This window comes from Arthrobacter sp. PGP41, assembly GCF_002953935.1.
In the GTDB taxonomy this organism is placed as follows: Bacteria; Actinomycetota; Actinomycetes; order Actinomycetales; family Micrococcaceae; genus Arthrobacter.
Genome location: NZ_CP026514.1, coordinates 2,080,636 through 2,095,168, shown reverse-complemented (window position 1 = coordinate 2,095,168; position 14,533 = coordinate 2,080,636). Strand labels below are relative to the sequence as shown.

The following is a 14,533-nucleotide window of genomic DNA, read 5'->3' as shown; positions in this document are numbered from 1 at the left end:
CAAGTCATCACTTTCTGGTACTGGCCAGTACGCGGCCAGCCCAACTGAAGCCAGCAGAAGCTCTGGGGAACCTTGATGGGGATGCTTTGTCCCTCCGATAAAGCAGACATAAGTGTGGACACCGTCCACACCCACTTGGCAGGGAAAGGGCAAATGCGTCTTTCGAGAACGTCCGGCATGAAGACCTTCATGAACCGTTCCGGGAATCATGCCGCGACCAGCACGGGCTAGAACCGGCTGACTAGGGTTGGTTCCAAAAAATTGGCACGTGCTAGTGTCAAGATTAAGTTGCTGCCGGGAACGGCAACGCCCGGGCCTGCCCTCGACGGAGCTCCAGCAGCCCTTGATGGCGTTTTTGCAGTTTTTTGAGTTTGCTCGGCACGGGCGCCGGTGGCGTGGGCGGAGGCAGCGCAGCAGATGGGATCGCCGGGGACACCAATACCGGAATCGGGGGCGTGATTTTCACTAAGGTAGTCGGAGCGGGAAGCAATCGATCGAGTCACGGAGTGAAAGTGAACGTCCAGACAGAGCAACCTGAGGGTACCTCCAGGGCGCGGAACGCCGGGGTCGTTGAGCGGCCCACAATGAAGACCCTCGCCGAGCATGTAGGGGTATCCCGGCAGCTGGTCTCACTCGTCCTTCGTGACCTTCCGGGGGCAAGTGAAGAGACCCGCGCGAAAGTTCTCGCTGCCGCGAAGGAGATCGGCTATTATCCCGATGCCTCCGCCCGGGCTCTGCGCGGTCGGCGGACTTTCCGCTTAGGCGTACTCTTCACCATGCACCAGCCGTTCGAGGTTGATTTGGTTGAAGCTCTCTTTGGGTCGGCGGAGAAGCACGGTTTCTCGCTTATTTTGGGTCCCTTGTCGAAGGAACGGAGCGCGTCGAAAGTCGTTGCCGAGCTGCTGGGTCAACGAATCGAGGCACTTTTTGTCCTGGCAGCCGAAGGAGGTGGCAGCCATGTGTCGGATCTTCCGGCGAACATTCCGGTCATCATGGTTGGTGGTCCCCGGAGCGTGGAATCCCATGACGATCTGCGGGTTGATGATGCCGCAGGTACGAGGATGCTGGTGGAGCACCTCATCGGGCTGGGGCACACCAGGATTGCTTACGTGAGCGGAGGTGAGGGGCCGGGGAGCGCCGTTCGCCGCAGCGCCTATGAGCAAGCGATGGCTGGTGCCGGCCTTGGACATCACATGGATGTGGTTGGAGGCGACTACTCGGAGGAGGGCGGCTCCAGGGCGGCGGTTGAAATACTCAACCGAAAACCTCTCCCGACGGCGATTATGGCCGCAAATGACCGCAGTGCCATGGGAGTCCTGGGAACCCTTGTGCGACGCGGGCTCCGGGTTCCGGAGGACATCTCGGTGGTTGGCTTTGATGACAGCACCCTCTCAAGCCTGCCGTACGTGCAGCTCACCACGGTTGGATTCAAACCTCGTGACCTCACCGACCGTGCCACAGCGGCTATGGTTCGGCGGCTCGAAGACCCCTCGGCCCCTTGGCTGGAACACAAAGAAACGCCACACCTTGTTGTGCGTACCAGCAGTGGCCCTCCCCGTGGGAGGGCCCTTTAGACCCAAATCCGACCGGGGGTCGAAAGAGCGGGGGCTTCGAAACTGGTCCCTGCGGGAACTTTTCCGGCTCATTGGAAGGGCCCTGACAGAGTGGACCTGCTGCCCGCAGCTGTTGCGTACACGGGGCCGGCGGCTTTGGCTGCACCTTGCCGAAAACGTCATCTATCGACGGAGTGCCAGGTTGGAGCAGGAGATGATGTGCTTCCGGGTTCGCTCGGCAATGGGCAGGGGTGTTTCCAGCGAGGGCAGCGGGTACATGTCCTGCTCGACCACGGCAAAGATGTCCCTGCCCAGCTCCGCGGCAGCTTCAAGGACCGGCCCGAAGTCCGGAATGCCGTTTGGAGGCTCGGTCATGATTCCCTGCGGGACGGCGTCGGCGAAGGTAGTTCCGTTCTTCAGCACGTCGAAGATCAGGTTTTGGTCCACCTGCTTTAGGTGCAGGTATCCGATCCGTTCAGGGTGGTTTCGGATCAGCCGAACGCTGTCGCCGCCGTAGTAGGCATAGTGGCCGGTGTCCAGGCAGATGCCCACGAATTCGGGATCGGTTTCTGCGATGAACCGCTCCAGCTCGCGGGTGGTGCCGATCTGGCTCTCGGCGTGCGAGTGGAACTGCTGGCTGAGCCCGAATTCCTCGCGGAGGGCACGTCCCAGCTGGTTGTGAAGTTCGCGAAGGTGGTCCCATTGTTCTACTCCTGGCGTCCGGAGAACGGGGTTCTGGAACTCGGGTTCACCCCACATCTCTGGCAGCACCACTACATGTTCTGCCCCCAGCGCCGAGATGAGCTTGCCGATCTGCTGGGCCTCTTCCCACGCCGTCTTCCAGGCTTCCCCGGTGCCACGGTGGAAGGATGTGAACATCGTTCCGGCAGACAGATGGAGCCCCCTGGAACCAAGTTCGTCGGCAAGCTGGTTCGGATCGGTGGGCAAATAGCCGTAGGGACCGAGTTCAATCCACTCGTAGCCGGCATCGCGTGCTTCGTTGAGGAATCTTTCCCATGGAGGCTGCTGCGGGTCGTTTGGGTACCAGACGCCCCAGGAATCGGGAGCTGTTCCGATGTGTACGGTGCTTTTGGTGTCGCTCATGGGAGCCTCCTGATGTCTTGATGCTTGCGTGTCAACGTGCGTTCTTGGCGTCGACTTTGTAGATTGCGCCGGTCATAACGTCTTCTTCGAGCTTCTCGAGGCTGCGGCCACGGGTCTCAGGTACCTGCCTGTACACGAACACGAGGGCGACCGCGTTGAGGGCTGCAAAAAAGTAGAAGGAACCGGAGATGCCTATGGCGCCGATAATCGTCGGGAAGTACAGGCCCAGGAATGCGTTTGTGATCCAGAGCATGAACACAGATGCGCCCATCCCGAAGGCGCGCATCCGCAGCGGGAAGATCTCAGACAGAGTCACCCACGTGGCGACGTTCAGGAACAGCGACATCGAGCCCACGAAGGCGACGATCAGGAAGAGGAGGACGAACGGACGGGCAGGGTTACCTGCGGGCAGCAGCAGGGAGGCGGTGCCGATGAGGACGTGGCAGAGTGCCGTGAGGGCATAGCCAAGGATGAACGTCTTGCGGCGGCTGAAACGGTCGATCATGCGAAGGGCAATGACTGCGGTGACCACTGCGATTACGCCCGGGGCGACGTTCGCGACAAGGGCTGCGTTCGCCGAGAACCCGGCGTCGATGAGTACGGTCTGCCCGTAGTACAGGATGGAATTGATGCCCGTCAGCTGTTGGAATACGCCCAGGCCGATGCCGATGAGCAGAATCCGAAGGAGCCATTTGTTGGACAGGATGCCACGCCAGTTGAACTGAAACTGCTCGCTTTCCTTTTTGGCAAGGAATTCAATTTCTGCGATTTCAGCTTCGGCACGGCCGGCGGGACGCAGCGCCTGGAGGACCTTAAGTGCTTCCCGGTTGCGCCCCTTTTCCACCAGCCAGCGCGGTGACTCGGGCACGCGCAGCATGCCAATAAACAGCGCCGTGGCGGGAATGACTTCGATGGACAACATGACGCGCCAGATACCGGGGACCTCTCCCCAGGTATTGCCGATGATGGCGTTGATGATGAAGGCGGCAAGCTGGGCGGTTACGATCATCAGCTCGTTGCGTCCGGCAAGTGAGCCGCGGATCTCGTAGGGTGCGAGTTCGGCCAGGTAGACGGGCACGACGGTCGACGCGCCGCCCACGGCCAAGCCCAGGATGGCGCGGCCGATCACCATGACCGTGAAGTCCGGTGCAAAGACACAGACCAGGCCGCCGACGAAGAACAGGGATGAAAGCAGCAGGATCGCCCTGCGCCGGCCCCAGGCATCGGAAAGCCGACCGCCGCTGACGGCTCCGGCCGCGGCGGCGAACAACAGTGAACTCGTTACGACTCCCTCAGTGAAGGCGTTGAGGTTGAGCTCAATGCTCATCGGGTGGAGGGCCCCGTTGAGTACGCTCGTGTCGTAACCGAAGAGCAAGCCCCCGAACGTCGCGATAAGGGCTACTAGGCCCAGCCGCTTACGGTACGGGCCGGGCGTGAGGGGCGGGAGCGCCGAGCGCAATCCGCTGGTTGTCGAGGTGTGGTCGATAGTGGGCACAACAGACTCCTTTGTCCTGACAATGAGTTTTGCACCACACTAGCACGTGACAATTAGCACGTGCTAGTGTTTGTTGACGAGGCAGGTCCGCGGTCAAAAAATGACCTCTGGCGGCCGGTAGCAATGGAGGTATCGCATGAGCGTGGCGCTCAACCCCAACGGGATCACGCTGGCCGCTTCGGCGGAAATGTTGTTCACTGATCTGCCCTTCCTGGAAAGGGTACGGAAGATCGACTCCCTGGGTTTCCAAGTGGAAATCTGGGACTGGACCGCGAAGGACCTGAAAGCGTTAGCCGCCTCTGGTGCGACTTTTTCGTCGATGACCGGTTACATCAGCGGCGACCTTGTCGACAAAGAGGGGGCCGATGAGTTGGTCCGGACGGCAGAGCAGTCGCTGCAGGCGGCGGAGGTCCTGGACAGTCCCCGTCTAAATCTGCACGGTACCGGACTCGACGGCAAAGGCCTTCCCGTTAAGCCGGTCGAATCGACCAGCGGACCGGACTGGATCCGCGCAGCCGATACGCTCAAGCGGATCGCGGAGCTCGGCGAAAAGCAAAACCGCGTTTTCACCCTCGAAAACCTGAACACGGCCGTGGATCACCCTGGAACGCCGTTTGCCAAGGCAGCGGAAACCATTGCGCTTGTCGAAGCCGTGAATAGCCCCTACCTGCGGTTGAATCTGGACCTGTATCACGCCCAGATCGGTGAAGGTAACCTGATCGACCTCGTTACCCGCGCACTGCCTCTGATAGGAGAGATTCAAGTCGCGGATGTGCCCGGCCGTTTCGAGCCAGGCACGGGCGAGATCGCCTACCCGGCAATTTCCCGTGCGCTCGGAGCCCTCGGCTACACCGGAGTCGTCGCGCTGGAGGGCTGGGCGAAAGCTGACTCCCTCGTCGCCCTGGAAGCCTTCCGTCAGGCCTTTGCCGGCTCCGGCGTGGAACTCTCCCTCTGACCACGCGGGCGGCTGCTCATCGGCCGCCTTCCGTGCCTACTCCGCCTTCCGTGCCTACTCCGTTGGGCGCCCGGCACTGCCCCTGGCACCACAGACCAGAAAAGGCTGGATCAACCAGCCAACACTCTTGAAAGGACACCCCAATGACCTACTTCACTGTCGAATCAGCGCGGCCACGGCCGGTCCAGGTTGGCCTCATCGGCGCCGGCTGGATGGGCGCCTACCATGCCCGCAGCTTGGCCGAGAAGATCCCCGGAGCAGCCTTGGCGGCGATCGCGGACCCCGCGGTTGAACCCGCTACAAAACTCGCCGCCGAGCTCGGCGTTTCCAACGTGACCACGGACCCAGCCGACCTGCTGGCAGATCCCGACATCGACGCCGTCGTCATCGCGGGACCGGCGCGCTTCCACGCCCAGCTGTCAATCGACGCTGCCCGCGCCGGCAAGCACGTTTTCTGCGAAAAGCCCGGAGCGCTCACCCTAGAGGAACTGGCCCAGGTAGAGGAAGCCGTCGCCGCAGCGGGCGTCCACTGGCAAATCGGCTTCAACCGCCGCTACGCCGCCGACTTCCTGGCTAGCCGCCGTGACATCGAAGCCGGGACCGTGGGTATCCCGCAGTTGCTGCGCTCGGTCACCCGTGACCCCGGCAACGGAAGCATCCCGCACGCGGCACGGATCCCCCAGTGGACCATCTTCCTCGAAACCCTGATCCACGACTTTGATGCGCTCAACTGGTACAACCCCACAGCAGAGCCCGTGAGCGTCCATGTCACCGCAGACGCTCTCGTCGAACCCTCCTTCAAAGACGCAGGGTTCCTCGACACGGCTGTCGTCACGATCCGTTACAGCAACGGCGCGATCGCTGTCGCCGAGGCGAACTTCTCCGCTCTCTACGGCTACGACGTACGCGGCGAGGTTTACGGCTCCCTCGGAATGGTCCAAGCCGGCCGCGCCACCGAAACGGCCGCCGTGCGCTACGGAGCGGACGGCCTCTCCGCTCAGACCCCCCGTCTGAACATCGAACTGTTCGCTGACGCTTACCGTGACGAATTGGCTGACTTCGCAGAGCACGTCCGCAGCCGCCGTGACGGCGAAGCCGCCCCGGACTCCGGCATTCCGCTCACGCCAGGGCTCCCGGACGCCCGCCGCGCCCTTGCCATCGCACTTGCATGCATCGAGTCCGCCCAAAGCGGCTCAACGGTGGCCGTCGCGGGCGCAACAACTCAGGCAGCACTCCACGCCTGACATTCAGCCGGGAGTCCCAAAGGGCTAAACGGGCTCAGTAACACCGGCCCTGCCTGGCGGCACGGCACCACGTGACCGTGCCGCCAGGGCCCCTGGGTTTAAGGACGCGTGGTGCCTACAGCGATCCGCGACGGCGAGACAGACGCCGCGGGGCCACCCGGCCCCACGGGCCCGAAGGCCAAGCTGAGTCCGCAAGGTATGGAACGGGTTTCCCGATGTTCCTGCCGCGGAGGTGTGAAGCTCGCAGGGCCGACGATCGAGGCCCGGGGCCGCAAAGAGTATGGCATAACGGGACTGAGCGTTGTCCCAGGCACGCTCATGCGCGTTCGCTCCCCTGCCTTGCTATGTGCCGAGCAGGAGTGTCGGAGCTGGTGGGGAGTTTCAGTTGGTTGTCGTCGTTTTCAGTGGTGTGCAGCACATGTGTCTGAACCCGGAGGGATAACCGTTCCCTGTCCGAACGCGCGGTTTTCCTCGCTTCCGGCCCGAACAGACCGCCTCCAAGGCAGGGCATCGCCTCTAACGCCAGGCCATCACGCTGGGCCCCCAGGCGGCGCCCGTCATCCTCGACCACTTCCCAGCCGGCGGCTGGCAGGACTGCCCGATAGTGCTGCAACACAACGGCGTCTGCCGAGAGGACAAACCAGCGGGTACAGCCGCCGCCACCCCTGAAATTACACCTGCTGGGACTCACGATCTGCGCTGGCCATGGGCTCGACCGTGCCCTCGATCATCCACTGCGGAGTCGACTGGAATTGCGCCTGAGGCCGCTGCCCCAGAGCCAGCACAGCGAGCAGCGCCAGTCCTGCCCCAACGACGACCAGCACCGCGGCTGAGACTGCTCGTCCGATCGCGGGTATCGCTAATTGTCGCCCCGCTTGAGCATGCGGCCAATGTGCTTTCGAATGGTGCACCCCCAAATCCAGATGCTGACCAAGACCTGACCGCCGGGCTGTATATAAAAAGGTGAACACGCTGAATACGTATGAGAAAGGAACGGGTAAGGAACTCGATTCGTGATCGTCATGCACCGTGGTTGAGAATTTCCATTAGTGGCAGGCCGCCCAATTTCTCGTGCGCAATAAACAGGTAGCTCCAACGCAAAAGACAGGTACCGGCTAATGGTGACGGCAGGTTCACCGGGTCGATAAGCTCCGGCTTGAGCCGTTGTTTCGGCGAGTCGTTATGAGGGGGCCTGCCGGCACCCGTTGTTCTTGGCGCAGTGCTGCGCCGAGACGATTTCCGTCCGTCAACGACGGCAGGTGATCTTCCGAAGGCCGCAAAAAACGCGCCACAACAGAATTCGCTTTCCATTCGTAGGGGGAACCAGAATGCAGCTATCAAATACATTGTCCCGGCCATACCTGGATCGGCCTTCGTCCCAAGCCAACAAAACACAGCACTCCGGAAAACGCCTTTCCGCGCGGCGATCGTGCGCTGCCCGCCTTCGCGGCCGGCGTGCGGCCATGATCGGCACCTTCCTGGCGGCCCTCATGCTGGCGGATGTCCCGGCAATTGCTGCCGCCACGGCGACCTCCACGATCCAGGTCGGCCCAAACCCCAGTAACGTTGCGTTTACCCCGGACGGGTCCATAGCGTACGTCACCAACACCGATTCCGACACAGTGTCCGTCATTGATGTCGCCTCGGGAACGATAACCTCTTCAATCGCGGTAGGGCCGTTCCCCATCGATGTTGCGTTCACCCCGGACGGGTCAACGGCATACGTCACCAGCACCGGGTCCGACACGGTGTCCGTCATTGATGTGGCGTCAGGGACAATGACGTCCAGCATCCCTGTCGGGTCCCTGCCGCTCACCCTTGCATTCGCCCCGGATGGATCGATCACTTATGTCACCAGCGGCGACACCAACACGGTGTCGGTCATTGATGTGGCGTCGGGCACGATGACGACCGCAATCGCGGCAGGGCCGTATCCAGGCGCCGTTGCGTTCACCCCGGACGGGTCGACGGCCTACGTCACCAACGGGCAGGACTACAACACGGTATCGGTCATTGATGTCGTCTCGGGAACGATGACCGACACGATCAACGTGGGGCCGTCTCCGGCCGGTATTGCGTTCACCCCGGATGGGTCCACAGCCTACGTCAGCAACAACGAGAGCTCCACGGTGTCGGTCATCGACGTGGCATCCGGTGCGGAGACCTCCACGATCCAGGTTGGGTTGAGCCCGGTCGGTGTTGCGGTCACCCCGGACGGGTCGGCTGTCTACGTCGCCAACTCTGATGAGACGGTGTCAGTCATCGACGTGGCATCCGGCACGGTGACCTCCACGGTGCCGGTCGAGCGGGGCTCGGGCAGTGCTGCAGTCGCCCCGGACGGGTCGAGAGTTTATGTCGTCAACACCTTCTCCAACACGGTGTCCGTCATCACCGTGAACGCAGCACCACCGGTGTTCACCGCCGCCACGCCACCGACCAAGGCGAACACGCGGACCGCCTACAGCTACACGTTCGCCGCTACGGGTACCCCGGCCCCAACCTTCCAGGTTTCCGGTGCACTGCCTGCAGGCCTAACCCTGAACCCCACCACCGGAGTCCTGTCCGGAACCCCAACCAAGGCCGGCAAGTTCACGTTCAGGGTGACCGCCACCAACGGTGTCAGCCCCGACGCCGTCACGGACGCCATCACGATCACCGTGACTAAGGCGAAGGTCCGCTGAGCAGTTGACCTCCAGCTGTGTTTTCCTGACGTGCATCAGAACTTGCTACTGCATGGGGCTATGAGGTTCCAGCCCTCTTGCAGAAGTGTGTCGAGGTTTCGCCAAGGTTCCGGTCGATGACTGCATCCGGGGCGGGTGGCCTCAGTTGAGGAAGGCCCATCGGTCCCCCACCGGAGGGCCTTCTTCATCCTGCGGTTACCTCAACGGCGCCAGCAGCGATGTAGTCCCGTTTCGCTCATAGAAGACGACCAAGACATCCGGAACCTGCTCCTGCGTGTCTGCCCATGGGCAGGTACCGCCGTTCATCTGGCCGAGGACGGATTGTCGGGCATCACGTCCGTGGGCGAGTATCATCCCGACGTGATCATTTTGGATTACGAACTGCCGGATATTGACGGACTGGAAGGAGCCCGGCGTATCAAGGAAACCAGCACCGCCCACATTTTCATGCTCACCGCCCAACCCCAGATAGTCATAGACCAATACCGTACCGCCGGGATAGACGACCTGCTCGGCAAGCCCTGCAGCGTCCGGAATCTGACCCAGCGCATGAACGATGTGCTGGCCACGAAAGCACTCGCCCACGAATAGGCCCAGGATGGGATCCTGGCGAGCGCACGTGCTGCGCGACTGCGCGTAAATGGGTGCCGCCAGTGCTGCATCGTTCTCCTGTGTGTTCGGGTGACGTGCGTGCGGTGGTCAGTGGCGCACCCTGGCCGTTTACCCCCTCCTGCTTTCCCGCGGGCGGGCATACACTGCACCGGGTAAGTCCCCGCCATTTGGATGGTCAGGACGGGCCATGAAACTTGGGCCCACCAGGCTCACGCCCTGTTCCCCGGCCTGCGCGAGCAACCGTTCCGCAAGCTCCTTCTGATCGATGATCTCTCCCGTCACAGGATCGATCATCGCCCCTGTCATCTCGGTCGTGGACTCTGGCACGGCCGTCTCCTTTCGGAACAGACCGGACCCCACCCGCCGTTATTCAGAAAGTCCCGGCAGGGGCCCACACCGGCCATCAGAAAGTCCGAGGGCTGATGAGCGCATTGCGAGAGGGAAAGGGCGGGAGAGGCTCCCGCCCCGTCCCTCTCGTTACTGGTTGAGCTTATGTCCTTCGGCGTCGAGGTAGTCACGCCAGGATCGCTTCGGCGTCCAGCCCAGCATCCGTTGGGCTTTGGCGCTTGAGATCCCCGAAGCATCGGTACGGCGTAGTTCGCGCAGTTCGATGGTGTCACCGTAGTACTTGTTCAGGACCTCAGCGAAGTCGTGCCCGCCTACATTCTCGGGGGAAGCGATGTAGAAGACCTCATGTCCGGGCAGGTCTGACTCGGCGGCCAGGACGATGGCATCGGCGAGGTCGTAGGCGTCGACGTAGCTCCATAGGTTGGGGCTGAGGACCGATGCATCACGGATCTGCGGTCCGAGGTTATTCTCGTAGTTGCCTTCGAACTGGACCCAGCTGGGCCTGATGGAGATGCACTGGATGTCGGACCGGGCGATTGCGGCGTCCATCAGCTGCTCGCCGAAGTGCTTGGAGAGCGCGTAGGGGTCCTGCGGGCGGATCGGGTGCTCCTCGTCCACGGGTGCGTAGTCAGGGAGGAATCCGCGCTCGGGAAAGAAGAACCCCGGGACCGTCTCACTGGAGATGAAAACGAAGCGTTTCACGCCAAATTGTATGGCCGCCTCAAGGACATTAAAGGTCGCCATGAGATTGGTCTGGAATACGACGTGAGGCGGGTTACCCGTCGGTTCGGGGATTGCAGCGACGTGTACGACGGCATCCGCTCCGCGGACGACGGCGTAGGCTTCCCCTGCATCGGTGAGGTCGGCCATCGTGTACTTCGGGGTGCCTTCAGGCTTACGCTCGAAGCCGGGACGAGTGAGATCGGTGGTGAGTACTTCGTGTCCGGCGACGATCATCGCCCGAGTAGCGGCACGACCGACCTTTCCATGAGCGCCAGTGATGAGGACCTTCATGATGTCTCCTAGATGGGGGGGTACGGGGTCGGCACATGGATGAGTATTTCTCCGGCACCCTCAGCTGGATTGTCCTCGCCGGCCTCGCTGATGGGTTTCAGGACGCCTCGAGCTCCGGGTGTCGTTCTCGCCGCCCACCGATACGGCACTGGCACCCGCGAGGCCGTCTGGCCGATAACCTTCTGCAACGCCCTACCAGCTTTAGTTTATGGCCTGAACTATATAAGCTGAATGCATCGAGGTCAACGCCCGCTGCTGCCGCGAGTGCCGCCGTTGTTCCCCTCGACCTTCCGCTGCTCTAACTCGGGGCGGGTGGCAGATGCAGCTTCACCGTGTCCGGTTGGCACCGGCTCGCATGATGGGGATGCTCGTACAACTTGACGCGAATAGACTGCCGTTCTGGCGCCCCAGCAAGGAGACATGCAATGTTAAGAATCGGAATTTTGGGCGCATCGGGTATAGCGCCTGCGGCGGTCATCCGGCCAGCCAGGCGGCGAACTGACGTAGAGGTCGTCGCTGTAGCCTCCCGCCGTGCAGAGTCTGCACACCAGTTTGCAAACCACCACCGGATTGACCGTTTTTACGGCGATTACTCCTCTTTGATGTCCGACCCCGGCATTGATTTGGTCTATAACGCGCTGCCACCCTCCGAGCACGCCAAGTGGTCGATCGCCGCCTTGGAGGCAGGAAAGCACGTGCTCTGCGAGTAGCCCTTCGCAATGAATGCGGATGAGGCTGCAAAAATGCTGGAGGCTGCGCAATCGACAGGTTGCCGCCTCATCGAAGCCTTTCATGACCGCTACCACCCCCTCAGCGCGGAACTCGATGCCGTCAAGGCCTCCGGCGGGCTCGGCGAGGTTTTGACACTGAGCGCAGACTTTTCCAGCTCGAATCCTTTCGATCCCGCGTCGCTGCGACACGACCCGAGACTGGGAGGCGGATCGCTGATGGACCTCGGCTGCTACCCGGTTCACTGGGTGCGGGCATTTATGGGCGAAGAACCAAAGGTAGTCCGAGCCAGCGGGACGCTCAATCCCCTTGGCGCGGACCTGAGCGTAACGGCCGACCTCCAGTTTCCCTCAGGAGCAAAAGCGCTCATCACATCAGCAATGCTGGAAGAGCCCGGCCACCTGAACTCATCCCTCGAAGTGGTCGGTACAGAAGGGAAACTCGTCGTCAAGAATCTGGTCTTTCCTTCCAAAGGACACTCCGTCACCCTGAGCCATAACGGGCTGGACCGTACGTGGACTGTACGTGGTCTTGAGACCTACGACCATCAACTGGAGGCCGTAGTCCATGGTCTTGAGTCGGGCCAGGAGCTGCTCCCTGAGGGCTCCGACAACCTTTCCAACATGAAGGTCATCGACGGAATCTACGCTGCCGCAGGTTTCGGCATTGTGCAATAAACATGCAGCTTTCCCGGCAGCGGCATCCTGGAGTGAACCGCCAGAGAGGCCGAACTTCCCCTCCCTGTTGCCCACCGAGGGAAATGCCGGAGATTAGGGGTTGGCGTGTACTGACAGACCCCGCCGGGCATCACCCCCAGCCCGTCCTCGCGGTCAGAGATGAGACTGATCCGTCAGGGTGAAGCAGTTATCGCGTCGGGCCCGTGGGCCGGCGAAGCGCGGGACGACAAGCGCTGACCACTCCAATCAGCGCCCTAGTTGGGCTGCAATTATGCAGCACAGAAGGTTTCGGACGTCATCGAAGGTTGTTCGACGCGGTCGAAAGACTGCGGTTCGGAGGCGCCAAGGTATCTATGAGGCTCGCCATCCATGAGCACGTTCAGGAAGTCACAGCCAACCAGGGCTCGTCTTGGTTGGTAGCGCCCCCCGGAGATTTCTTCACCCGCTGCCCCTGGCAGACCTAAACAAGTAGCACCAGTTTTGGTAATGATAATCAATCGCAACTAGAATGACGCATGGGAACTAACACTTGGTAACTAAAAAGGAGCAGACCCATGCTTGGGCGCAGGATAAGAATGGCCGGGGCGTCAGCTGCCACCGTATTGATGATGGCCGGATGCGCCGGGGAAAACCCGGCAAAGAACCAGGCTGCTCAGCAGCCGCTGAAGGTAGTTGGGCAGTTTGAGCTTCACAGCCTTGACCCCTCCACCAGCGGAGGATTCTTCACCCGCCTGCAGGTGGCTGAGACCCTGGTGGATGCAGACAATCATGGGGCGCTGCAGCCTGGGCTGGCCACGGCTTGGGAGGCCTCTCCGGATAATCTTTCCTGGCGATTCACGCTACGCGAGGGTGCCACTTTCCATGACGGGACCGCGGTCACGGCTGATTCCGTTGTCGGCGCGTTGGAGACCGCGCGGACCAAGGCGGCAAGCCCCCTTGCAACGGTTCCGGTCAAGTCCATCACGGCCGAGGACGGGGCAGTCCGGGTAGACCTGATGGAGCCGTACGCCCCGCTGCCCGCCGTCTTTGGCCACACCAGCACACAGATTCTTGCCCCCAGCTCGTACGCTGCCGACCGGTCAGTCACCGAGGTAGTGGGCTCCGGTCCCTACAAGGTGACGCGGCTGGAGCAGCCGGCCACCATCGAACTGGCTGCCTCTGAGCAGTGGCAGGACGAAAAGTCGGAGATTGCGGAGGTCCACTACCAGGCGGTGGGAAGGGCCGAGAGCCGTGCGCTGCTAGCCGAAAGCGGACAGGCCGACGTCACGTTCGGGATGGACCCGACCAGCCTGCAGCGGATCAAGCAGGCCGGCAAACTGGATATCGCGGCGGTAACTCTTCCCAGGACCATCCTGATGAAGGTAAACGCCGCACACGAATTCCTGGGTGATTCCCGCGTGCGTCAAGCCCTGAGCCTGGCCCTGGACCGCGAAGCGATGGCAACTGCGCTGCTTCGAGACCCTGAAATGGCCGCCAGCCAGCTGTTCCCGCCCTCGCTGCCGGAGTGGCACCAGGATGATGTCACGCCGCTGGCCCATGACGCCGACGAAGCGAAGAAGCTGCTGGCCGAGGCCGGCTGGGCCCCCGGAGCCGACGGAATCCTTGAGCGCGAGGGGAAAAAGTTCTCGGTCAGCCTGCGCACCTTCCCTGACCGCCCGGAACTGCCGCTGCTTGCAACCGCCATCCAGGCGAAGCTGAAAGAGGTGGGAATCACCCTGGACGTTAAGGTCGGGAATTCGAGCGACATTCCCGCCGGACACAAGGACGGTTCGCTGGAACTGGCACTGTACTCGCGCAATTACGCACTTGTGCCCGACGCGCTGGTGACCCTCACCGAGGACTTCAGGCCCGGCGGCGCCGACTACGGCGCCATGGGCTGGAACAATGCAGATCTGACCTCGACACTGAACGCCATGTCCACCGGCACCGATGCCGGCAGCAGCGAGGAAAACCGGCGCACGGTCACCGACATCCTGCACAACGAATTGCCCGTGATCCCTGTGGCCTGGTACCGGCAGAGCGCCGTGGTGAGCGACAGGGTCGAGGGCCTCGTCCTGGATCCTCTCGAGCGTTCCTGGCGGCTGAGCGACCTCGCCTGGTCCAAGTAGAGACGGGGGAAAA

Annotated in this window: 12 protein-coding genes; 8 read left to right on the top strand and 4 right to left on the bottom strand. The window is 62.0% G+C overall.

The genetic code is table 11. The annotated features are described in order from the left end of the window. Positions 1-512 precede the first annotated feature (512 nt). Complete coding sequence (locus tag C3B78_RS09475; RefSeq protein ID WP_104997845.1) at positions 513-1,574, top strand: LacI family DNA-binding transcriptional regulator; 1,062 nt, start codon at positions 513-515, stop codon at positions 1,572-1,574. Between the two features lie 162 nt (positions 1,575-1,736). Here the strand turns inward: C3B78_RS09475 and C3B78_RS09470 are convergent, their stop codons facing one another. Then, a complete protein-coding gene (locus C3B78_RS09470) occupies positions 1,737-2,657 on the bottom strand; it encodes a sugar phosphate isomerase/epimerase family protein (protein WP_104997844.1) in 921 nt (306 codons plus the stop codon). Between the two features lie 31 nt (positions 2,658-2,688). After that, entirely contained in the window at positions 2,689-4,152 is a 1,464-nt protein-coding gene (locus C3B78_RS09465; RefSeq protein WP_324778436.1) for a sugar porter family MFS transporter, read from the bottom strand. 136 nt (positions 4,153-4,288) lie between these two features. Between C3B78_RS09465 and C3B78_RS09460 the strand changes: the two genes are divergently transcribed. From C3B78_RS09460 to C3B78_RS09445, 4 genes are all read left to right on the top strand, one after another. After that, entirely contained in the window at positions 4,289-5,107 is an 819-nt protein-coding gene (locus C3B78_RS09460; protein WP_104997843.1) for a TIM barrel protein, read from the top strand. A gap of 143 nt (positions 5,108-5,250) precedes the next feature. Next, positions 5,251-6,351, top strand: coding sequence for a Gfo/Idh/MocA family oxidoreductase (locus C3B78_RS09455; RefSeq protein WP_104997842.1), 1,101 nt, complete (start codon positions 5,251-5,253; stop codon positions 6,349-6,351). Positions 6,352-7,814: 1,463 nt separating this feature from the next. Further along, a complete protein-coding gene (locus C3B78_RS09450) occupies positions 7,815-9,032 on the top strand; it encodes a beta-propeller fold lactonase family protein (RefSeq protein ID WP_104997841.1) in 1,218 nt (405 codons plus the stop codon). A gap of 135 nt (positions 9,033-9,167) precedes the next feature. Beyond that, the gene (locus C3B78_RS09445; RefSeq protein ID WP_158677231.1) at positions 9,168-9,623 is read left to right on the top strand and encodes a response regulator; all 456 of its coding nucleotides are present in this window, start codon (positions 9,168-9,170) and stop codon (positions 9,621-9,623) included. Between the two features lie 129 nt (positions 9,624-9,752). On the opposite strand, the gene C3B78_RS09440 is transcribed toward C3B78_RS09445, so the two are convergent. After that, positions 9,753-9,971 (bottom strand): hypothetical protein, encoded by a 219-nt coding sequence (locus C3B78_RS09440; RefSeq protein WP_158677230.1) that lies wholly within the window; start codon positions 9,969-9,971, stop codon positions 9,753-9,755. 150 nt (positions 9,972-10,121) lie between these two features. Further along, positions 10,122-11,006, bottom strand: coding sequence for an NAD-dependent epimerase/dehydratase family protein (locus tag C3B78_RS09435; RefSeq protein ID WP_104997838.1), 885 nt, complete (start codon positions 11,004-11,006; stop codon positions 10,122-10,124). 425 nt (positions 11,007-11,431) lie between these two features. Between C3B78_RS09435 and C3B78_RS20390 the strand changes: the two genes are divergently transcribed. The 3 genes from C3B78_RS20390 (at position 11,432) to C3B78_RS09425 (ending at position 14,520) form a co-directional block, all read left to right on the top strand. Continuing rightward, positions 11,432-11,716 carry a Gfo/Idh/MocA family protein gene (locus tag C3B78_RS20390; protein WP_442778266.1) on the top strand — a complete coding sequence of 95 codons (285 nt, stop codon included), beginning with the start codon at positions 11,432-11,434 and terminating at the stop codon, positions 11,714-11,716. Positions 11,717-11,725: 9 nt separating this feature from the next. After that, on the top strand, positions 11,726-12,412 hold the full coding sequence (locus C3B78_RS09430) for a Gfo/Idh/MocA family protein (protein WP_199775373.1): 687 nt from the start codon (positions 11,726-11,728) through the stop codon (positions 12,410-12,412). Between the two features lie 575 nt (positions 12,413-12,987). Continuing rightward, positions 12,988-14,520 (top strand): ABC transporter substrate-binding protein, encoded by a 1,533-nt coding sequence (locus C3B78_RS09425; RefSeq protein ID WP_199775372.1) that lies wholly within the window; start codon positions 12,988-12,990, stop codon positions 14,518-14,520. The last annotated feature ends 13 nt before the right edge of the window (positions 14,521-14,533 follow it).

Coding starts and splice junctions, on each gene's coding strand:
- C3B78_RS09470 (WP_104997844.1), bottom strand. CDS start 2,657: ATGAGCGACACCAAAAGCACCGTACACATCGGAACAGCTCCCGATTCC.
- C3B78_RS09460 (WP_104997843.1), top strand. CDS start 4,289: ATGAGCGTGGCGCTCAACCCCAACGGGATCACGCTGGCCGCTTCGGCG.
- C3B78_RS09455 (WP_104997842.1), top strand. CDS start 5,251: ATGACCTACTTCACTGTCGAATCAGCGCGGCCACGGCCGGTCCAGGTT.
- C3B78_RS09450 (WP_104997841.1), top strand. CDS start 7,815: ATGATCGGCACCTTCCTGGCGGCCCTCATGCTGGCGGATGTCCCGGCA.
- C3B78_RS09435 (WP_104997838.1), bottom strand. CDS start 11,006: ATGAAGGTCCTCATCACTGGCGCTCATGGAAAGGTCGGTCGTGCCGCT.
- C3B78_RS20390 (WP_442778266.1), top strand. CDS start 11,432: ATGTTAAGAATCGGAATTTTGGGCGCATCGGGTATAGCGCCTGCGGCG.
- C3B78_RS09430 (WP_199775373.1), top strand. CDS start 11,726: ATGAATGCGGATGAGGCTGCAAAAATGCTGGAGGCTGCGCAATCGACA.
- C3B78_RS09425 (WP_199775372.1), top strand. CDS start 12,988: ATGGCCGGGGCGTCAGCTGCCACCGTATTGATGATGGCCGGATGCGCC.